Below are 17115 nucleotides of genomic sequence, written 5' to 3'. Positions count from 1 at the left end.
CACAGTAACAAACTGCCATTCATGCACCATTGTTAATTCTTCTTTATGTAATAGTGACGAGGTGGGGGAATTTTGTTGATATTGATATTCAATAAAAACAGAAGGTTGGCCGTCCTTGTAAACTTAACTTAGCTGTAAGAATTCCAATAAAGTTGAAAAAAATAGTGACATTTAAAGTGAAAAATAAGCATCAATACTGCTGAAACAGGGTATTTCACACCACATTGATGCTGACGATGTATCGCTACGTGGGAGCCAGTGGGTTAAAACGTGTATAAAAAACCAATGGCGATAGTTTGGTTTTTTTGGGCGCTACCTGAGCCATCAAGATTATTCACTGAGGTGCCAGTGTTATGCTCAAGGGTTTGTGTTCCCCCTTTACCTTCGCTGTATTGGTTCCAAGCCACTTCGGCAAATAATTTGGTATTCGAGGTGATGTGGTATCCCGCATCAACCACCACTGCGTAATAACGCGAACTTTTGCTGTTGTCTTTGAATGAAATATTGCGTACATAATGTTCATCCTGCGCGTTGGTATTGACCCAACGGCTGTATTTCAGCAAAGTATTGAACTCGAATTTTTGATAATTATAGCTTCCTGCCAGACCAAGATAGGACATATCAAATCTTTGTTTATAGCCAATGGCGGTAACATTATCTGGAGCGGTAAAAATATTATTGCCATTATTGTAATAATAGCTGCCGCCATAAGCTGTCCAACTATTATTATTTTTTTGATAGCCGGACATGGCAGCAATGCGGTAATTATCTTGCTTTAAAAACCAAAACTTTGCATTCAGATCAATTTCGTTAGCATAATTCAAATCGGTTTTTTCATGGTGAGACCAATCAGTCCACTTGGTTTGGTCTGGTTTTTGCCAATCATAATCATTCATAACACCTTTTGTGGTGGATAATGTCGACCATCCGCGAGCCGTTAAGGTTAAACGTGAGAGCAGGTTCCATGATATATCTATCTTAATAATAGGGGTGTTTTGTGCTTTCCAATCTAACTGACTTAATTTTCGGTTTTTGTGGTCATAAACATATTCATTTGATTCGGTATTTAATAACCCCAGCGAGGAACTGATAGCCAAACTATCAGTCATGTTAGTCTGATGGCTGGCTACCACAGAGTGAGATAAGGCAAGTAGTATGAATATGCTCAAGCTTTGTTTTATTGCACTATTAACTTTCATCATTGACCTTTAATTTATTTAAATCCTGATGAGGAAAGTTAACATTGCGAGGGATTTTAAATTGTTAATTAAAGATTAAAAGAAAATTAAGAATATTAAATTTAACTATGACTATAACATTAGAGTGACTATGGGCCGGGCTGGGTTACCCGGCTTAATCGGGATTAAAACTCACTCACTAACCATTGATCTGCTTCATCAAACATCTCTTCTACCAAACGATTGAGCACCGATTTCTCTTGTTTAGTCGCATCAGTATTAATACCGTTGGCTTGCATCGGTTTAACCTTGACCTCGGCATCTGGAAACACCTGATGCACCCGTTTGGTCAGCTCCGCTTTAATCATTTCATTGGCATTCGTCAGGCCGGCGACATTCCGTTTGTCATAAATTAATTCAACTCGCATCGCTTCTTTCCTAAGTGAAAAACACTGGTTTAATATACAGTTCTGTGTGAGGTAAAACAACCGAGTTTTAGCCATTTTAGCGCAAAATGAGGTTAAATAATTTCTTTGGTGATATAAAAAAAAACCGCCAGTGATTTTAAGGTTAATCACTGGCGGTTATTTTTGTATATTATTTTATCTGCTTGTTTATACAGGTGATTTAGATTTTACCTGTTAATAGCGTAATAGATGTCTCTGGCTAATCTATTTCTAACCAACGGGCATCAACTACCACTCCCAATATCTTGCAGTTGCCATTGAGTTCAATTAAACGGTAAGCAGGATTCAATGGTTTCAAGTACTTAACACCGGCATCAACAATGAGTTTTTTAAATGTTGCTTCGTTATCGTCAGTCAATTTGGCGACAACAAAATTACCCGGCAGAGGTTCTTTTTCCGGGTCGACCAGGATAATCATGCCTTCCGGAAAACTAATTCCTGACGATGAAGTCATGGAGTCGCCTTTTACACTTAACCAAAATGCATTGTCGTGCGCATTTTTGGTCGACTCCGGCCAAATTTCAATATCACGCAGTTGATAAGGTTCGATTGCCTCATACCAGTTCCCCGCGCTTACCCAACTAATTAATGGGTAACTGTTGGCAATGGATCCGGTCGGCTTGTCGTAGAGCTTGGTTGAGTGCGAAATAGACAAACTTTCTGCCATTTTTGCCAATTCTTTTGCTAAAGAGGGGCTAAAGCTGCTGATTGGCTCATTTAGCACTTTGGCAAAAGCTGCCGCATTGGTCACATTAAGCGGGTTTATCCCATTTAAGAATTGGTTAACCGCACTTTGGCCGACCCCCAATTCATGCGCAACAGATTCCTGGGATATACCCAGTGCTTTTTTCTTGGCATTAAACAGCTCTTTCAGCCGCTTAGCGTCGTCTAACTGTTCTGGCGTCAATGGCTTCTTTTTCATGAGTCAATTTTATTACCGTTAGCAATAATATCCAATCACCTGCGGTATTGACTATAAAATCACTTGCGGTAATAATCAATCAAAATATATAAGAGAAACGCATAGAATCGCACCTGCATCACGCCCTGTCAGCACTATCAGAGGCATACGCGGCATGATTTCTCTGATTATCACAAGAAGACGGCGACCAGGCTTATCGGTGGTTGCCGTTATTGAGCAATCGATAGGCTGAGGTGTCATCAAATGATCCCGCCTTTTGTGGAGTAGTCATATATGAGTTCAATCAACGGCACCGAAGCCGACAGCCACAGCCAGAAGAGTATCAGAGACATTCAATTAGTATTAGCGCGCTGGGGGGTATGGGCGAGATACAGTTCAGGCTTGGATTATTCCTCTATTGCCGCAGGTTTCAAAGGACTCTTGCCCGATACGGCTAAAAGTAAGGCGTCATGCTGCGATGATGATGGTTTAGTGGTGGATGGTTGTGTCGCCCGATTAAAACAATATCGACCAGATGAGTATGACTTAATTATTCGCCACTATGTGCTGAATCAATCAAAGCGCGCTATTGCTCGCCAGCAAAAAAGAGATGAAAAGCTGATTAGGATTAATATGCAAATGGCTGAGGGGTTTATTGATGGTTGCCTGGCAATGTTGAATGTAAAATTAGAAATGGACCCCCTGATAGAAAATTTACATATTTATGAAAAAACATTAACGCGGTCCGCAAAAAGTGTATTAGTCTGACATTGCTGGTTCATTAGTTACGCAACAATAACAATTTAAAATCTCGCCTTTGCGGGATTTTTTCATTTTAGAATTCTTATTTTGGATGCGGGAAATTGATGCCGAAAATAAATTTTAAAATAGTGAAAAAAAGACTAACGCGGTCCGCAGAAAGTGTATTAGTCTGATATCACTGGTTAGTTACACACTGATTGAATAACAGGAAAGCCCCGCATTGTCGGGGCTTTCCTGTTTCTGTTAGTCATACACGCCAGTGTAACGGAGAGAGGTCATAAATGAATGAACAAAGTCAGCTTCCGTATTGGTGGACTGGGTCACTGGCATTATTCTCGGCTCTGAGTTTACAAGATTATATCTTTATTCTCGGTACTGTGATTAGCGTGATTTTTACTGTCAAAACCTATTACGTCAATTTACGAGAAAAAGACGCATTAATTAAAGAAGAGAAACGTAGAACTGAAATATTAAGAGATTTCTTGCGCAATAAAACAGTAGAAAGTATTCCAGCCGCCATTGCGGCCTGTCATGACGCATTGCGCAAAATGGAGGGCTAATATGACCCCAATGCTACGCAAAAAGGTTGTTGGGGCGGTGGCGGGTGGCGCTATGGCTATCGCCGCAGCTTTACTCGGTGGGCATGAGGGTCTCGAAGGGCGCAAATACACTGCCTATTATGATGTCGCAGGCGTCCTGACGCTGTGTGATGGTCATACCGGTCACGATATTATTCGCGGTAAACACTATAGCGATCAGGAGTGTGATGCATTGCTGCAACGCGACCTACAACCGGTGAAAAAGTGGGTCGACAATGCTGTGCAAGTGCCGATTGGTGATTATACCCGTGCGGCGCTCTATTCATTTACTTATAACGTAGGCTACTCCGCATTTATTCAATCAACCTTACTTAAGAAACTCAATAGTGGTGATATTTCTGCCGCTTGTGATGAATTACGCCGCTGGATTATGGCGGGGGGGCAGCGCTGGCAGGGGTTGATTAACCGGCGCGAGGTTGAACGCGAGCTGTGTTTAATGCCGCCGCTGATAAAAGCCACGGAGGGCTAATGAATCGACAAACCCTCATCATGGCGTTGCTGGCGCTATTACTCATGGGGCTGACGGCAAATAGTTACCGTCTCAGCGCGAAGCAGCAACAAGAACATGCTCAGTTGCAGGTTGCGCGGGTAGTTAATCAAACATTGGCTGACATTATCGATGCCTATCAGTTGAACGCGGCGGCGAATCGAGTTGCGGTTGTCCGGCAACTGGAAAGTGAAAGGACGTTACGACATGAAACTGAGGATCGCCTTAAGCGCTTCACGGCGGCGGCAGCCAATGATAACTGTGCTGTTAGCCGTATGCCTGAGTCTGGTATTAGCATCCTGCGCGAATAGATCGCCGCCATCGCGAGTTAAGCCAATGCTGTTATTGCCGCCAGAATCGACGATGGCTGAATGTGAAATTCCTGAGTTTACCGGCACCACATGGGGTGACAGTGCTTTATATGCCCTGATTCTCAAGCGGGAGCTGCGTATTTGTAAAGGGCGGTTGGATGAAGTTATCCATTGGCGTAACAGTCAGATAAATCAACAGTTATTACAAGGAGGTGCTGCAGTTATCCCCATAAGGGGCCATCAATTATCAGGAGAATCTCCCGTACAGGTATTAATGGCGGAGTTTTCCTTTCTCATCGGGTGAAATCATGAATGCAGCTCAAATCAGGCAACTGGCGGCCGCAGCGTTAACAGGTAAAACAGATGCTGAAGGCCGTATCTATTCAACTGATATATGGCCAGTAACCACTTATCCGGCGATTTTGTTACAAACGCCAGTGGAAGTTAAAGAGTCGATTGGCCGCAATGCGCCACAGTTCAAGACCATGACGACATTGCGAATCAGCGGGCATATTCAATTAAGTGAGGCAGATAATCGAGTCACCGAAGCCGCATTGGCACTGGAGCGTTTGTGTGAACAAATTCAACGGGCGGTGATTAATAGCTATGAATTGACCCGTCAGATTCAGCAGTTTGCCAAGGTCCGCACTACCATGGGGATCGACAGCAACAGCGAACCCCATTTTGCCCAAGTGACGGTGGAGTTAGACCTTGAATATTACCAAGGACCAGAGGATTTCTTCCTGCTGGAAACCACCCAGTTGACGGGCCTCGACGTCACGATTGATATGCCCGATGGTACGACCGCTCCCCTGGTCGCTATTACCTTCCCGGAGTAACCCTATGTTCGTAAAACCAACGGCGGGTCGCGCGGTGCGTGACCCGGTCAAGGGCACCTTTTTGCCTGAATCTGGCACAGAGGTTCCAGATAACTCATTTTGGCACCGTCGTATACAAGACGGTGATGTGGTGCAGATCCCTGCTAAATCAGTGATATCTGCATTTGAAGTGTTAACAACGGAGAGTACAAAACTATGACCATTCCTTTCACTAATATTCCGAGTAACTTGCGCACGCCACTGTTCTTTGCAGAGTTTGATAATTCCCAGGCCAACACGGCAAGCACCACTCAGCGCACTTTGATTATCGGGCAAACATTGCCGGAAAGTACCTTGCCAGCCAATATTCCGGTGCTGGTTTCATCAACGGCTACGGTTGCCGGTTTAGCGGGGGCCGGGTCGATGTTACACGGGCAGATGGCGGCTTATTTGGCCAATGACACTGCCGGCGAAGTGTATCTTTTGCCGCTGAGTGATGCCGATAGCATGACGGCGGCGGTCGGCAAAATCACGGTGACGACGCCAGCCGCCGCGACGGGGGTTATTTCACTGTATATCGGCGGTATTCGGGTGCAAACCACGGTGGTCGCAACTGACGATGTGAATACCATTGCTGCCGCGTTGACTGCTGCAATTGAGAGCAAACCTGAGCTGCCAGTATCCGTGGTGCATACCGGCGAGACGGTATCTGAAGATGCAGTCGTGGTATTGGCCGCGAAAAATAAAGGGGCTCATGGCAATAACATTGATCTGCGGCTGAATTATCTTGGCAGCGCGGGCGGTGAAACCACCCCTGACAGTCTGGTATTGACCATCACACCAATGGCGGGTGGTGCGGGGGCACCTGATTTGGCCAGCGGCCTGGCGAATTTGCAGGATCGCACTTTCGATTTCATTATCAACCCTTACACCGATACGGCGTCACTGGATGCAATCAAAGCTTTCTTGTCCGATAGCACCGGACGTTGGAGCTACAGCCAACAATTGTATGGTCACAGCTTCGCGGCTCAATCGGGGACTTATGGGCAACTGACCGCCGCAGGCGAACTGCGCAATGATCAGCATGCTTCTCTGTTGGGGGTTTACAACTCCCCGACTCCGGCCTACATCTGGGCGGCGGCCTATGTGGGCGCTATTGCACAAAGTTTGCGCAATGATCCAGGGCGTCCACTGCAAACACTGGCGGTGAATGGGGTATTGGCAGCGCCATTGTCCAGCCGCTTTACCCTGACGGAACGTAATAACCTGCTGCACAGCGGTATTTCCACAGTGACAGTGGCGGATGACGGCACGGTTCAAGTGGAAAATATCATTACTACTTATCAGACCAACAAATACGGTGCTGAGGATGATAGTTATCTGCAAATTGAGACTTTGTTCTTGCTGATGTTTGTCACCCGTTATTTGCGCACTCAAGTGACCTCCAAGTTTGCCCGCATGAAGTTGGCGGCTGATGGCACCCGTTTCGCTGCGGGTTCAGCAATTATCACGCCCAATGTGATTCGTGCCGAGCTAATTGCGCAGTATCAAACTTTGGAATTTAACGGCTACGTTCAGGATGCCAAAGGTTTCGCCCGCGGGTTGATTGTCGAGAAAAACGCCAGTAATCCCAATCGGGTTGATGTTTTGTGGACTGGCGTGCTGATTAATCAGTTGCGTATTTTCGCTGTGCTCAATCAATTCCGTCTGCAAGCGACGGCTTAACTCTCCGACTCTCGAATAGTCGGCTCTTTAGCAGCCGACTCTTTCAGCATAAAAAAGGAAATAAATTATGAGCAATACTTCAAACCGCCTGGCGGGTACCGCCTATGTCACTGTTGATGGCATTACCATTATGGTGGCCGGTCAGTTCAAATACAGTCCGTCAAAAGTTAAACGCGAAACGGTCATGGGGATGGACGGCATACACGGCTATAAAGAAACCGTAGTTGCGCCATCCATTTCTTGCACTATCCGCGATAGCGGCGGAGTTTCTATCAGTGACTTCAATGACCAAACCAATGTCAATATCGTGTGTGAATTGGCGAATGGCAAAACTATTATCGGTAGTGGAATGTGGTCGGTGAGCACCTTGGTGGTGGACAGCACTGAGGGCACGGTGGATGTCAGTTGGGAAGGCGGTTCGGTGACGGAGAACTGATATGTCTGAATTGGAACGCAGTAAAACGATTTCACTGGTTAAACCCCTTTCGCACGAGGCCACCAAGACCACTTATGAGGTGGTCGAACTCAGCGAGCCGACACTGTTGCAAGTACAGCAATTCTACGATGAGCAAACCAAGGCCGGTTCGCTCAGCGGCATGGGGTTGCTGATTGCTTTGGTGTCAGGGGTGCCGCGTGAGGCGATTAAAAAAATGGCTTTCACCGACTATAAAGCCAGTGAGGTCTACATGATGGGTTTTTTAGCCTACTCCCCAACGGGGGACGATGGCGCGAAATAATCGCTGACGTCACTTATTACTATAGCTGGGGGCCGGGCGACGCCTGGTCCCTGACCTACAGTCAATTAATGTGGTGGTGCCAGCAGGCCGAGCGGATTAATAAAATTAAGGCTGGCAAAAATGGCTGATAAATACAAGATTGATGGAGTTCCTCCTCAGAATAATGTCGCAGGGACGGAAATACCGGCATATAAAAAACACTCTTCAAAAGTAAGACCTATATTACGTAATATACCTTCTCAAACTTTCAATGGTTATAGACTGATTCGGACAGGAAATATTGCAATTGCAGCTGGTTCTATAGGAATGCATTGGCTCAATGGAGAAGCGGACGAAGCACATGAAATAAGTACCGCTGCACAAGATGTTGGGGCTCCTGTTGACCAATTCAGTTACATAAGCGGCGCTATGCAAATTCGCGGTGCGGATAGAAGTACTGCTATTCAATCGTCTGAGCAACTATATAGAACATTTAATAATATTTTGTTGGGAAAGGATAAAGAAACAGCTGATCTGCTTCAAAAATATAATGTTGATATTGTTAAAAATGAAAACAATACAGTTAATTTGCCTAAAACCATGGAGAATTTAGCGCCAGTTTTTAAGAGTCAAATGGATATGCGGGAGAAAGATACATTAATTAATACGTTAGCAGGAAATAGTGAAGGTGTAGGGCTATTACGAGAAGGACTTGAGATAAAAAATTTATTAAGTGCTTCAAGTCGCTTTGGCTTAACAGTTGATCCAGAGGTGATTGCCAAACTTCAAGAAATGAGGCTCAGAACCACTGAGTTTGGTGCTGCTATAGATGGAATCCAACAGAAAATAGCGAATACTGTCAGTGATACACTGACGTTCAAAAATGCTTTAGCAAATACTATTGGTGGGCTGACAGATATAATGACTTATGGCCCAGATAATTTTTCATTTATGCATACTTTAGGGCTTACAAGTGGATATGAATCAGAAAAATTAAGGGATGCCTATAATAGTAATGATTTTTATCAAAAATTGAGTCTATATGAGAAAATCATGCTTGATTTTGGCCTAATGACTGATGGTTTCCGGGAAAAATACCATGCTTATATTGAGTCTAAAAATGCAGATACAATAGTTTATAAGGATGTTGACTTTTTCCCTGGGTTTAAATTGCCACAAGCTGAGCTTAATCCTCTGACGAATAGTTTCAATTTTGGGGGTGAGTCTGGTTCTGATGAATATATATTTAATGAGAGTATTGGTGATACTTGGAGTAAGAATCAGCTAATCAATTCGAATGCTAAAGAACATTATTCTTTTAGGCCATCACCTTCGGTTTTATCCGAAAATAATATGTTTACTGCTCATAATGATAGCTCTACGGTGGAGACTGTCGTCAGTCACTCCACGGATACTTCACGCAGTGACAATATTATTAGTCATTATGCAGGTACACTGCCAGATAGCGATGTAGTCACTAACCCTATTGGCGCATTACCCGGCGATAATATTCCCAACACGCCAATGGGAATATCACCAAACGGCAGTATTGTCGCTGGCCCAGTAATGGGATCGCCTATTTATGCTGGGTCGGCGAATGGTGATAATTTCAACGCCAATGTTATTGCTGATGTGATTGCCACTGCCATGCAGAATAACCGCGTGCAGATCGAACTGACATTAATCGATGGCCGGACGGGAGAGACTTCCGTGTTGTTAGGGCAGGGTGGCGGCAGAATTACCTATGCCATGGCTATGCCGATGTAATTCAGTGCGCCATTCCACTCCGTCTTTGTATTAACCCGCTTCTTGGCGGGTTTTTTACTTTCTATCGGTCAGCATCCTGAACAGGAGAATGAAATGTCATTTATCGGTAATACCTTATCAGCACTATTAGGCGGTGCTGACGACAGCTGGCAATGGTCGGAACATCTGCATCAGGCCTCGTTTCGTGGTGTTCCTTTTGTCATTAATAAAAGCACCGGTACTTTTGGTCGCCGCCAGGTCGTACACAGCTACCCCTATCGCGACACCAGCTATATCGAAGATCTGGGCCGCAGTGCGCGCAGCATCGTCTTAACGGGTTTTCTGGTACAAAACAGCCAAATTTACACCGCGCCAGATGTGATGACGCAGCGTGATTCTTTGATAGCTGCTTGTGAAATGTCGGGGGCAGGCACATTAGTTCACCCCACTCTGGGTGAAATGACCGTCAGTGTCAGTGAACTGAAAATTGATGAAGACACCGCCGGTGGGCGGATATTTTCATTCACCTTAACTGCGGTTGAATCGGGCTTGCGGGCCTTTGCTATCACTGGTGCGGCCGAGATGGGGGCATCCGTCCAATCTTCCTGGTTGGGGCTAAGTGCCAAAGCGGTCGCCGGTTTTATTGCCACGGTGAAAGGGGAAATGCGCTCGGCGACTCAAGCGATAAAAACACTGAAAAACACGGCTGCATTTTGGGGCCGAATGGTCACAAACACCGCCAATGAAGCCAGCAACCTGGGTAATGCACTGCGATCCACTTTCGGTCGCAACCGCTATGGCCGCTATAACCATGGCACGGTGGGCGGGAGTAGCTCGGGCGCGACGGCCACTGTCAGTCAGCAAAATGACACGACCAACCTATCATTGCTGGTGGCACAGCGGTTGGCCTTTACCGTCGAAGGGCAAGCGGCGGTCAATACGGCGCTTAATGAGCTACTTGATGCTAACAGCATTGAGCGCCATGGCGAGAAAATGTTGCTGTTGGTTAATACATTGCAAAGCAGTGGCATCAGTACGTTAGATGTTATCCGCATGATGGAAAACTTGGTCGTAACGCAAGACGATACATTCCACGCTAATGGGAGTGATAGGGCCGTTGCTGATGCCAGCCATCATTTAATGACGACCTTATGCGCCGGTGGGATGGTCTGCGCAGCGGCGCAATATCAACCGGAAAGCTATGACGATGCAGTCAGGGTGCTGGGGCGAGTTTGCGAGGTTATTGACAACACGGCACTGGCCGCCGCCGACCGTGGAAATGATGAAACCTACGGCGCATTGATGCTGATGCGGGAATCTATCGTGCTGCTCTTGCAACAAGCTGGGGCGAATTTATCGCGGGTGGGTGAAGTGAATTTTAACCGCTCGCTACCCGCCCTAATGCTGGCAAACCGGCTCTATCAGGATGCATCTCGTGGTGATGGGCTGGTGAAAATGGCTAATCCGATTCATCCGGCATTTATGCCCACCCGATTTAAGGCATTGAACTTATGAATGATGAACGCGTAAGTGATGACTTAACACTGGAAGTGGGCGGCAGGGCGATAACCGGTTGGAGTAAAATTCAGGTCACACGGAGCATTGAAAAATTACCCAGCAGCTTTGAACTCTCTTTGATGGACCGCTACCCCGCCAGTGAGTGGCAACAATGGGTCAATCCCGGTGATGCCTGCGTGGTTAAGTTGGGCAATGACGCGGTGCTTACCGGCTATATCGACAGTTGGGATAACAAAATTTCCGGCACCACCCATGAAGTGACCGCCAAAGGGCGCAGCAAGTGCCAGGATTTAGTGGATTGCTCCGCCGAGTGGCCGAACAGTGTTATCAGCCAATCCACGGTATTACAGATTGCACAAAAACTGGCAGAACCTTACGGCATCAAAGTGACCTCGGATATTGCCGATATGGCCGTGGTACCTAAATTCACTCTTAACTGGGGGGAGACGGCGCAAGCGGTGATTGAACATGTGACTCGCTGGGCGGCATTACTCTATTACGACCAACCGGATGGCAATTTATATCTGACCCGTGTCGGGAAACGCAAAGCTGCCAGTGGCGTGGAGCAGGGCGTCAATATTCTCAGTGCCAACCTGCATACGGATATCAATCAGCGCTTTATTGATTACACCGGTGTGGCGCTTTCCAACAATGCGGTGGCCCGCCGCTCTGCTTCGGGGGGGAATAACATCTCGGCTTTGGTCAGAACTCAGGATACCGAGTTGGCGCAGCAGTTGCCGAATCGCCATCGTAATAAAATTATCATCGTCGAAAGCACAATGAACTCCGAGAACTTGGTGAGGAATAGTCTCGATTGGAGCATAAACCGTAATAACGGCCGTTCCAAAATGCTCAGTGTGCAAGTTGATCATTGGCGTGACAGGAATAATCAATTATGGGAAACCAACTCACTGATCCCTATCACTATTCCATCCATGGGATTGAAAGATGAGTTATGGCTGTTATCCAGTGTGACTTATCTAAAAGACGCCAATGGAACCGTGGCCAATATGACCTTGATGCCACCTGAAGCCTTTGCCGTTCAGCCCTATAAAATCAAATGAAACAGGGGATTAACTATGAATGATGTCAGTGGACAAATCTCGACCCTGTACCGACAGATAAAAATGCTGTTGGGAATAGGGCGGGCGACCGCTTTTGACGACAGTGGCGGGTTGCAAACTGTGCAATATCAAACCGCACTGGAGGTCCACAGTGATACCCCGCGGCTCGCGGAGTTTGGCTTTTCGTCGGGTTTACCTGCTGGAAGTGATGTGGTGATCGGCTTTCTGGGCGGCGATCGCTCCAGCGGCATGATAGTCGCTTCTAACCACGCGTCTTACCGCCATATGGGGCTAAATGCCGGGGAAACGGTGATTTATTCCCAATGGGGGCAGTTTATTAAATTGACCGAAAGTGGCGTGATTATTGAGGCCCATAATCAACCGGTGACAGTCAATAATGCCACGGAGGTGACGGTAAATGCCTCGGTAAAAGTGCGGCTAAACACGCCATTACTGGAGGTCAGCGGTGATATTGTCGATAACGCTGGCAGCAATGCGACCACGCTCAAAACCTTGCGTGACACCTATAACAGCCACAATCATCAACTCAAAAACGTGCAGTCGGGGAGTGCCACACTCACCAGTGAGACACCTGCTAAGGTGGTGCGATGACAACCGACATTAAAACTGTTTGGGATGTCGATGCCTCCCTGGGGGATTGGCGAGCAGGTCATGGCGGTTTGCTGGATGGCGATGATCTGCATACCGCTATTTTACTGAGTTTATTCACCGACCGATTAGCACGCAGTGATGATGACATTGATGGTGATGATCGTCGCGGCTGGTGGGGGGACAGCGGGGCGACATCGGCTATTGGTTCGCGGCTTTGGCTACTGCGGCGGCAAAAACTCACCACGCAGGTTGCTATTAAAGCGGAAGATTATGCTGCGGAAGCCCTGGCCTGGTTGATTGAAGATGCTGTTGTGGCATCAATCAGCATTCGAACACAAATCATTTTCCCCAATAAATTGCTGCTGCTGATTGATTATCAACAACCGGGCCAAACTCAATCAGCGGCTAATCCTTCATCAATAAAGTTTTCATGGGTATGGGAGGAGTAATTCATGCCATTTAATCGACCCACATTAAGCGAATTGCGACAACGCAATCAGTCCTATATCCAGTCGGAACTGAAGACGGGCGGCAATTTATTGCGCTTTTCTAACATCGGTGTGATCAGTGATGCCGATGCTGGGATGGCGCATCTGCATTACGGCTATCTGGATTATATTGCCCGGCAGGCCACGCCCTATAACGCCACTGATGAATACCTGGCGGCGTGGGCGGCTCTGAAAGATGTGTTCCGCAAAGCGGCCAGTCCGGCACGGGGTACTGACGTCCGTTTTAGTGGCATTGCCGGGCGCATTATTCCTGCCGGGCGACGGCTCAATCGGGCGGATGGCTATCAGTATCGGCTGGAAAATGAAGTCAAAATTGCTGCTGATGGCAGCGCATTGGGGGAAATCACTGCGCTTTTACCTAGCCCACTGGAGGATGTGACGGGAGGAGGAAGCCTTGGCAACAGTGCCGCCGGGACGGTTCTTACACTGGATATTGCTATTGATGGTGTTCAGGCCACGGCCACTGCATTGACCAACATCACCGGCGGGGCAAATATTGAGTCCGAAGATGCATTTCGCTCACGTATGTTATTGGCTTACCAGAATATCCCGCAAGGTGGTAATGACACTGACTATCAATCATGGGCACTGGCGGTGCCGGGAGTGACGCGATGCTGGGTTAAACGGCGCTTGATGGGGGCGGGCACTGTCGGCATCTATATTATGTGTGATGATAATGGCCATGGCGGTTTCCCACAGGGCACTGACGGCATTTCATCCCTCGAACAATGGGGGGCGGTAAAAGCAACCGGAGATCAGGGGCGGGTGGCGGACAGTATTTATCCGCAACAACCGATTGTTGCGCTGGTGTATGTGTGTGCGCCGGCGGCTCAACCCATTAATTTTGTGATTAGCGGCATCTCATATGCTGACAGTGCCACCACTGCCGCGATCAATGCCGCTATCGACCAGGTCTTTTTCACGGAAGGTGAGCCCGGTGGCAAAATTCTGTGGTCATCCCTGTTGCTGGCCATTGGCGAAGTCGCGGGTACCGGGGGTTTTATTATGCAATCTCCGGCCGCCAATATTGAGCTACAAACCGGCAAACTCCCCGTTAGGGGTACAGTGAGCTACCTATGAGCCGCTATTCTGTCAGTGAATATACTGAAGCATTACAGGCACTAATGCCGATGGGTTTGGTCTGGCCGCGCCAGCCCGAAGGCATACAAACTCAAGTCTTGCGTGCACTGGCCAATGCTTATCGGCGCAGTGATGAAGATGCGCAGGACTTGTTGTCAGCCGCTTTTCCGCTCACCGCCACGGCAATGTTACCTGAATGGGAAGCGACCCTCGGGTTACCGGATCTCTGTGCTATCGGCGAAATCGACAGCATGATCCAGCGCCAACGGGCGGTGGTGTCGAAATTATTTGGCATCGGCGGGCAATCAGCGGCTTATTTTATCCGTGTGGCGAAAGCGCTGGGTTATTCCATTGGTATTACGCAATACCGGCAAGCTTGCACGGGTATGGCGGTGTGTCGCGATGCACTGAACGGCGAGGAATGGCCTTTTACCTGGTTCATTACCGCCCCTGAAACCACGATTAACTCTGCCCAGTGTAGTTTGACATATTGCAGTGATCCGCTGCGTTCATGGGGGAATAAACAACTGGAATGCCGTTTGGCGGTATTAAATCCATCTCATAGTATTCTGAAGTTTGGTTATACCCTTTCTACTTGATGCTTCAGTGTTATTAGCTGCTGAGCTGAAACACCAATAACTTCGGACATATAAATAAATTAATCATTTAAGCGCCTTAACGGGTGAGGATTTTCTATGCAAAAAATTGGAAGTATTCCCAATACACGCGCTGACAGTAACGGTGAGTTTACCGACGGCAATGTCGCGGGTGGTGTGCCGCCAACAATATTACCGGCCGAATGGTTTAATACTATTCAGCGGGAATTAATCAATATTTTAGCTGCCGCAGGCATTACACCTGATAGCAAGAAATTCGATCAGGTAACAAAGGCGATATCGACATTGGTCGATAAAGGTGAGTTTCTAAAGATAAAAAATAATCTGAGTGAAATTAAAGCAGCCGGGCCAGGCGCGGTAGCAACTGCAATCGCCAATCTCGGATTAACAGATACCGCCGCCACTGCTGCCGGTGCGTTGCAAAAAACGCAAAATCTAAATGATGTTGCGAACAAAGCAACAGCGCTGGCAAATCTTGGGGCATTAGCGGCAAACGGCACAGCTGCCGCAGCGACAAAGCTTGCGACAGCCAGAACGATAGCGGGTAAATCGTTTGATGGAACTGCGAATATATCAATTGGTGCAGCGGATGTTGGGGCTTTGCCATTATTGGGAGGTACGTTGTCTGGCCCGCTTGAAATTACTGGAGTACATGCGGAACCGCTGGGCCCTAATGGCTATAAAAGCAATATTAAGACATCAGCAAGCGGAGCAATCACAAACGCAGGGGGGACGGGGATTGGCTTAAATGCTGACAAAGGTATTTATTTCTGGAATGACAATACGGGCTATGCAATGAGCTTGAGCCTGACAAAACTATCAGTGAATAGAGCTATTACAGCATTAGACAGCACAATCACACCGGGCGATTATTCAAACTTTGATGAAAGATATGAACCTGCACTAATCGGAACCCCGATTCCGTGGCCTCTTACTATTGCCCCGGCGGGCTATCTGAAATGTAACGGGGCACCGTTTAATAAAACACAATATCCAAAGCTTGCTCTTGCTTATCCATCGGGCGTTTTGCCTGACTTGCGCGGTGAATTTATTCGTGGATTTGATGATGGGCGCGGCGTTCGGCCTAACCAGCCATTGCTGGGCTGGCAAGGTTCAGAGATACAAAGCCATAACCACGGCATCACAAATTTTGAGATACGTGGCGTAACTGGTGGGCCAACAAATGCATGGTTTCCCAGCACGAATGGCATTTCAACAAATAATTCTGGGGGTGATGAAACACGCCCCCGCAATATTGCATTCAACTACATAGTGAGAGCTTTATAATGACAAAATATTCCCTTGATATCGTCCAGGCAAAATTAGGTAAAGATGGTCTGGCTATTACAGCTGGCTGGATAACAGTTTATAGCGCAAGTCGTGACACTCAAGAATATATAGGCGTTTCTAATGAGTATTTAATGTTGGGTGTGGGCTTACCGGCCAACGGATACCTTGATGCGCCAGTACTTTCCGAAGATGATAATGCTATTCGCCGTACAACTGATGGTACTGCATGGGAAATTGTACCGGATTTACGCGGCAAGATTGCGTATGACATAAAAACTGGATATCCGGATACCGTGACTGCTATTGGTGAATTGCCAGATACACTCACACTGTTAGCTCCACAGACTGTTTATGATGAATGGAGTGGTCGCAAATGGGTTACTGATAAAGCTGCACAGCACGCCGCAGCAATAAGCACAGCAGAAACAACAAAAGCTGAATTATTGAATGAAGCCACTGCGAGAATAGCCCTACTTCAAGATGCTGTAGATACTGAATTGGCAACTGGCGATGATAAAGAAAAACTCACGGCATGGAAAATTCATCGTGTGTTATTGAGCCGAATTGATCTATCAACCACCCCCGATATCAATTGGCCTGTCGCGCCACAGTCATAATTCAGGATTATTTACCCAAACAAACCGGGCTTAACGGCCCGGTCTATTCACTCGCTCGCCCCCACATCCCGCAATAACGCCCTCGTTAGTCCCCTCAT

General features: G+C 47.1%; 22 protein-coding genes. 19 read left to right on the top strand and 3 right to left on the bottom strand.

Features of this window, described 5'->3' with window-relative positions:
- Window positions 1–263: 263 nt before the first annotated feature.
- The 3 genes from DX162_RS20425 to DX162_RS20415 form a co-directional block, all read right to left on the bottom strand.
- Window positions 264–1109, bottom strand: coding sequence for an omptin family outer membrane protease (locus tag DX162_RS20425; RefSeq protein ID WP_276329938.1), 846 nt, complete (start codon window positions 1107–1109; stop codon window positions 264–266).
- Between the two features lie 254 nt (window positions 1110–1363).
- Window positions 1364–1606, bottom strand: coding sequence for a DinI-like family protein (locus DX162_RS20420; protein WP_004389449.1), 243 nt, complete (start codon window positions 1604–1606; stop codon window positions 1364–1366).
- 238 nt (window positions 1607–1844) lie between these two features.
- Complete coding sequence (locus DX162_RS20415) at window positions 1845–2567, bottom strand: LexA family protein (protein ID WP_004389450.1); 723 nt, start codon at window positions 2565–2567, stop codon at window positions 1845–1847.
- Window positions 2568–2888: 321 nt separating this feature from the next.
- Between DX162_RS20415 and DX162_RS20410 the strand changes: the two genes are divergently transcribed.
- The 19 genes from DX162_RS20410 to DX162_RS20315 all read left to right on the top strand — a co-directional run bounded on the left by DX162_RS20410 (window position 2889) and on the right by DX162_RS20315 (window position 17017).
- On the top strand, window positions 2889–3314 hold the full coding sequence (locus tag DX162_RS20410; RefSeq protein WP_265331455.1) for an antiterminator Q family protein: 426 nt from the start codon (window positions 2889–2891) through the stop codon (window positions 3312–3314).
- Between the two features lie 275 nt (window positions 3315–3589).
- Entirely contained in the window at window positions 3590–3868 is a 279-nt protein-coding gene (locus DX162_RS20405) for a hypothetical protein (protein WP_004389452.1), read from the top strand.
- A 1-nt stretch (window position 3869) separates the two neighbouring features.
- Window positions 3870–4376, top strand: coding sequence for a lysozyme (locus DX162_RS20400; protein WP_004389454.1), 507 nt, complete (start codon window positions 3870–3872; stop codon window positions 4374–4376).
- Window positions 4376–4705: a DUF2570 domain-containing protein gene (locus DX162_RS20395; protein ID WP_032819388.1), complete on the top strand. Its 330-nt coding sequence runs from the start codon at window positions 4376–4378 to the stop codon at window positions 4703–4705. Before DX162_RS20400 ends, DX162_RS20395 begins: the two co-directional genes overlap by 1 nt.
- Window positions 4647–5009, top strand: a complete 363-nt coding sequence (gene lysC / locus DX162_RS20390; protein WP_127446272.1) for an Rz1-like lysis system protein LysC — start codon at window positions 4647–4649, stop codon at window positions 5007–5009. The genes DX162_RS20395 and lysC overlap by 59 nt, the downstream gene beginning before the upstream one ends.
- 4 nt (window positions 5010–5013) lie before the next feature.
- Window positions 5014–5544 (top strand): hypothetical protein, encoded by a 531-nt coding sequence (locus tag DX162_RS20385; protein WP_004389456.1) that lies wholly within the window; start codon window positions 5014–5016, stop codon window positions 5542–5544.
- 4 nt (window positions 5545–5548) lie between these two features.
- Window positions 5549–5743 (top strand): DUF2635 domain-containing protein, encoded by a 195-nt coding sequence (locus tag DX162_RS20380; protein ID WP_032819390.1) that lies wholly within the window; start codon window positions 5549–5551, stop codon window positions 5741–5743.
- Window positions 5740–7248: a phage tail sheath subtilisin-like domain-containing protein gene (locus DX162_RS20375; RefSeq protein WP_004389457.1), complete on the top strand. Its 1509-nt coding sequence runs from the start codon at window positions 5740–5742 to the stop codon at window positions 7246–7248. Before DX162_RS20380 ends, DX162_RS20375 begins: the two co-directional genes overlap by 4 nt.
- Before the next feature lie 67 nt (window positions 7249–7315).
- Window positions 7316–7684 (top strand): phage tail tube protein, encoded by a 369-nt coding sequence (locus DX162_RS20370; RefSeq protein WP_004389460.1) that lies wholly within the window; start codon window positions 7316–7318, stop codon window positions 7682–7684.
- Window position 7685: 1 nt separating this feature from the next.
- Window positions 7686–7985, top strand: coding sequence for a phage tail assembly protein (locus DX162_RS20365; RefSeq protein ID WP_004389461.1), 300 nt, complete (start codon window positions 7686–7688; stop codon window positions 7983–7985).
- Between the two features lie 120 nt (window positions 7986–8105).
- Window positions 8106–9731 carry a chemotaxis protein gene (locus DX162_RS20360; RefSeq protein ID WP_050413792.1) on the top strand — a complete coding sequence of 542 codons (1626 nt, stop codon included), beginning with the start codon at window positions 8106–8108 and terminating at the stop codon, window positions 9729–9731.
- A gap of 93 nt (window positions 9732–9824) precedes the next feature.
- The gene (locus tag DX162_RS20350) at window positions 9825–11225 is read left to right on the top strand and encodes a DNA circularization protein (RefSeq protein ID WP_032819391.1); all 1401 of its coding nucleotides are present in this window, start codon (window positions 9825–9827) and stop codon (window positions 11223–11225) included.
- On the top strand, window positions 11222–12292 hold the full coding sequence (locus tag DX162_RS20345) for a phage baseplate assembly protein (RefSeq protein WP_032819392.1): 1071 nt from the start codon (window positions 11222–11224) through the stop codon (window positions 12290–12292). The genes DX162_RS20350 and DX162_RS20345 overlap by 4 nt, the downstream gene beginning before the upstream one ends.
- A 15-nt stretch (window positions 12293–12307) precedes the next feature.
- Complete coding sequence (locus DX162_RS20340) at window positions 12308–12904, top strand: phage baseplate assembly protein domain-containing protein (protein ID WP_004389467.1); 597 nt, start codon at window positions 12308–12310, stop codon at window positions 12902–12904.
- Window positions 12901–13353: a phage GP46 family protein gene (locus tag DX162_RS20335; protein ID WP_032819393.1), complete on the top strand. Its 453-nt coding sequence runs from the start codon at window positions 12901–12903 to the stop codon at window positions 13351–13353. The genes DX162_RS20340 and DX162_RS20335 overlap by 4 nt, the downstream gene beginning before the upstream one ends.
- Window positions 13354–13356: 3 nt before the next feature.
- Window positions 13357–14493 carry a baseplate J/gp47 family protein gene (locus DX162_RS20330; RefSeq protein WP_004389469.1) on the top strand — a complete coding sequence of 379 codons (1137 nt, stop codon included), beginning with the start codon at window positions 13357–13359 and terminating at the stop codon, window positions 14491–14493.
- On the top strand, window positions 14490–15092 hold the full coding sequence (locus DX162_RS20325; protein WP_032819394.1) for a YmfQ family protein: 603 nt from the start codon (window positions 14490–14492) through the stop codon (window positions 15090–15092). The genes DX162_RS20330 and DX162_RS20325 overlap by 4 nt, the downstream gene beginning before the upstream one ends.
- A 96-nt stretch (window positions 15093–15188) precedes the next feature.
- Window positions 15189–16397: a phage tail protein gene (locus tag DX162_RS22975; RefSeq protein WP_004389471.1), complete on the top strand. Its 1209-nt coding sequence runs from the start codon at window positions 15189–15191 to the stop codon at window positions 16395–16397.
- Window positions 16397–17017 carry a tail fiber assembly protein gene (locus tag DX162_RS20315; protein WP_032819396.1) on the top strand — a complete coding sequence of 207 codons (621 nt, stop codon included), beginning with the start codon at window positions 16397–16399 and terminating at the stop codon, window positions 17015–17017. Before DX162_RS22975 ends, DX162_RS20315 begins: the two co-directional genes overlap by 1 nt.
- Window positions 17018–17115 lie beyond the last annotated feature (98 nt).

The sequence above is a fragment of the Yersinia kristensenii genome (assembly GCF_900460525.1).
In the GTDB taxonomy this organism is placed as follows: Bacteria; Pseudomonadota; Gammaproteobacteria; order Enterobacterales; family Enterobacteriaceae; genus Yersinia; species Yersinia kristensenii.
Note: the sequence above shows the minus strand (reverse complement) of the source record. Positions and strands in the feature narration are given on the sequence as shown.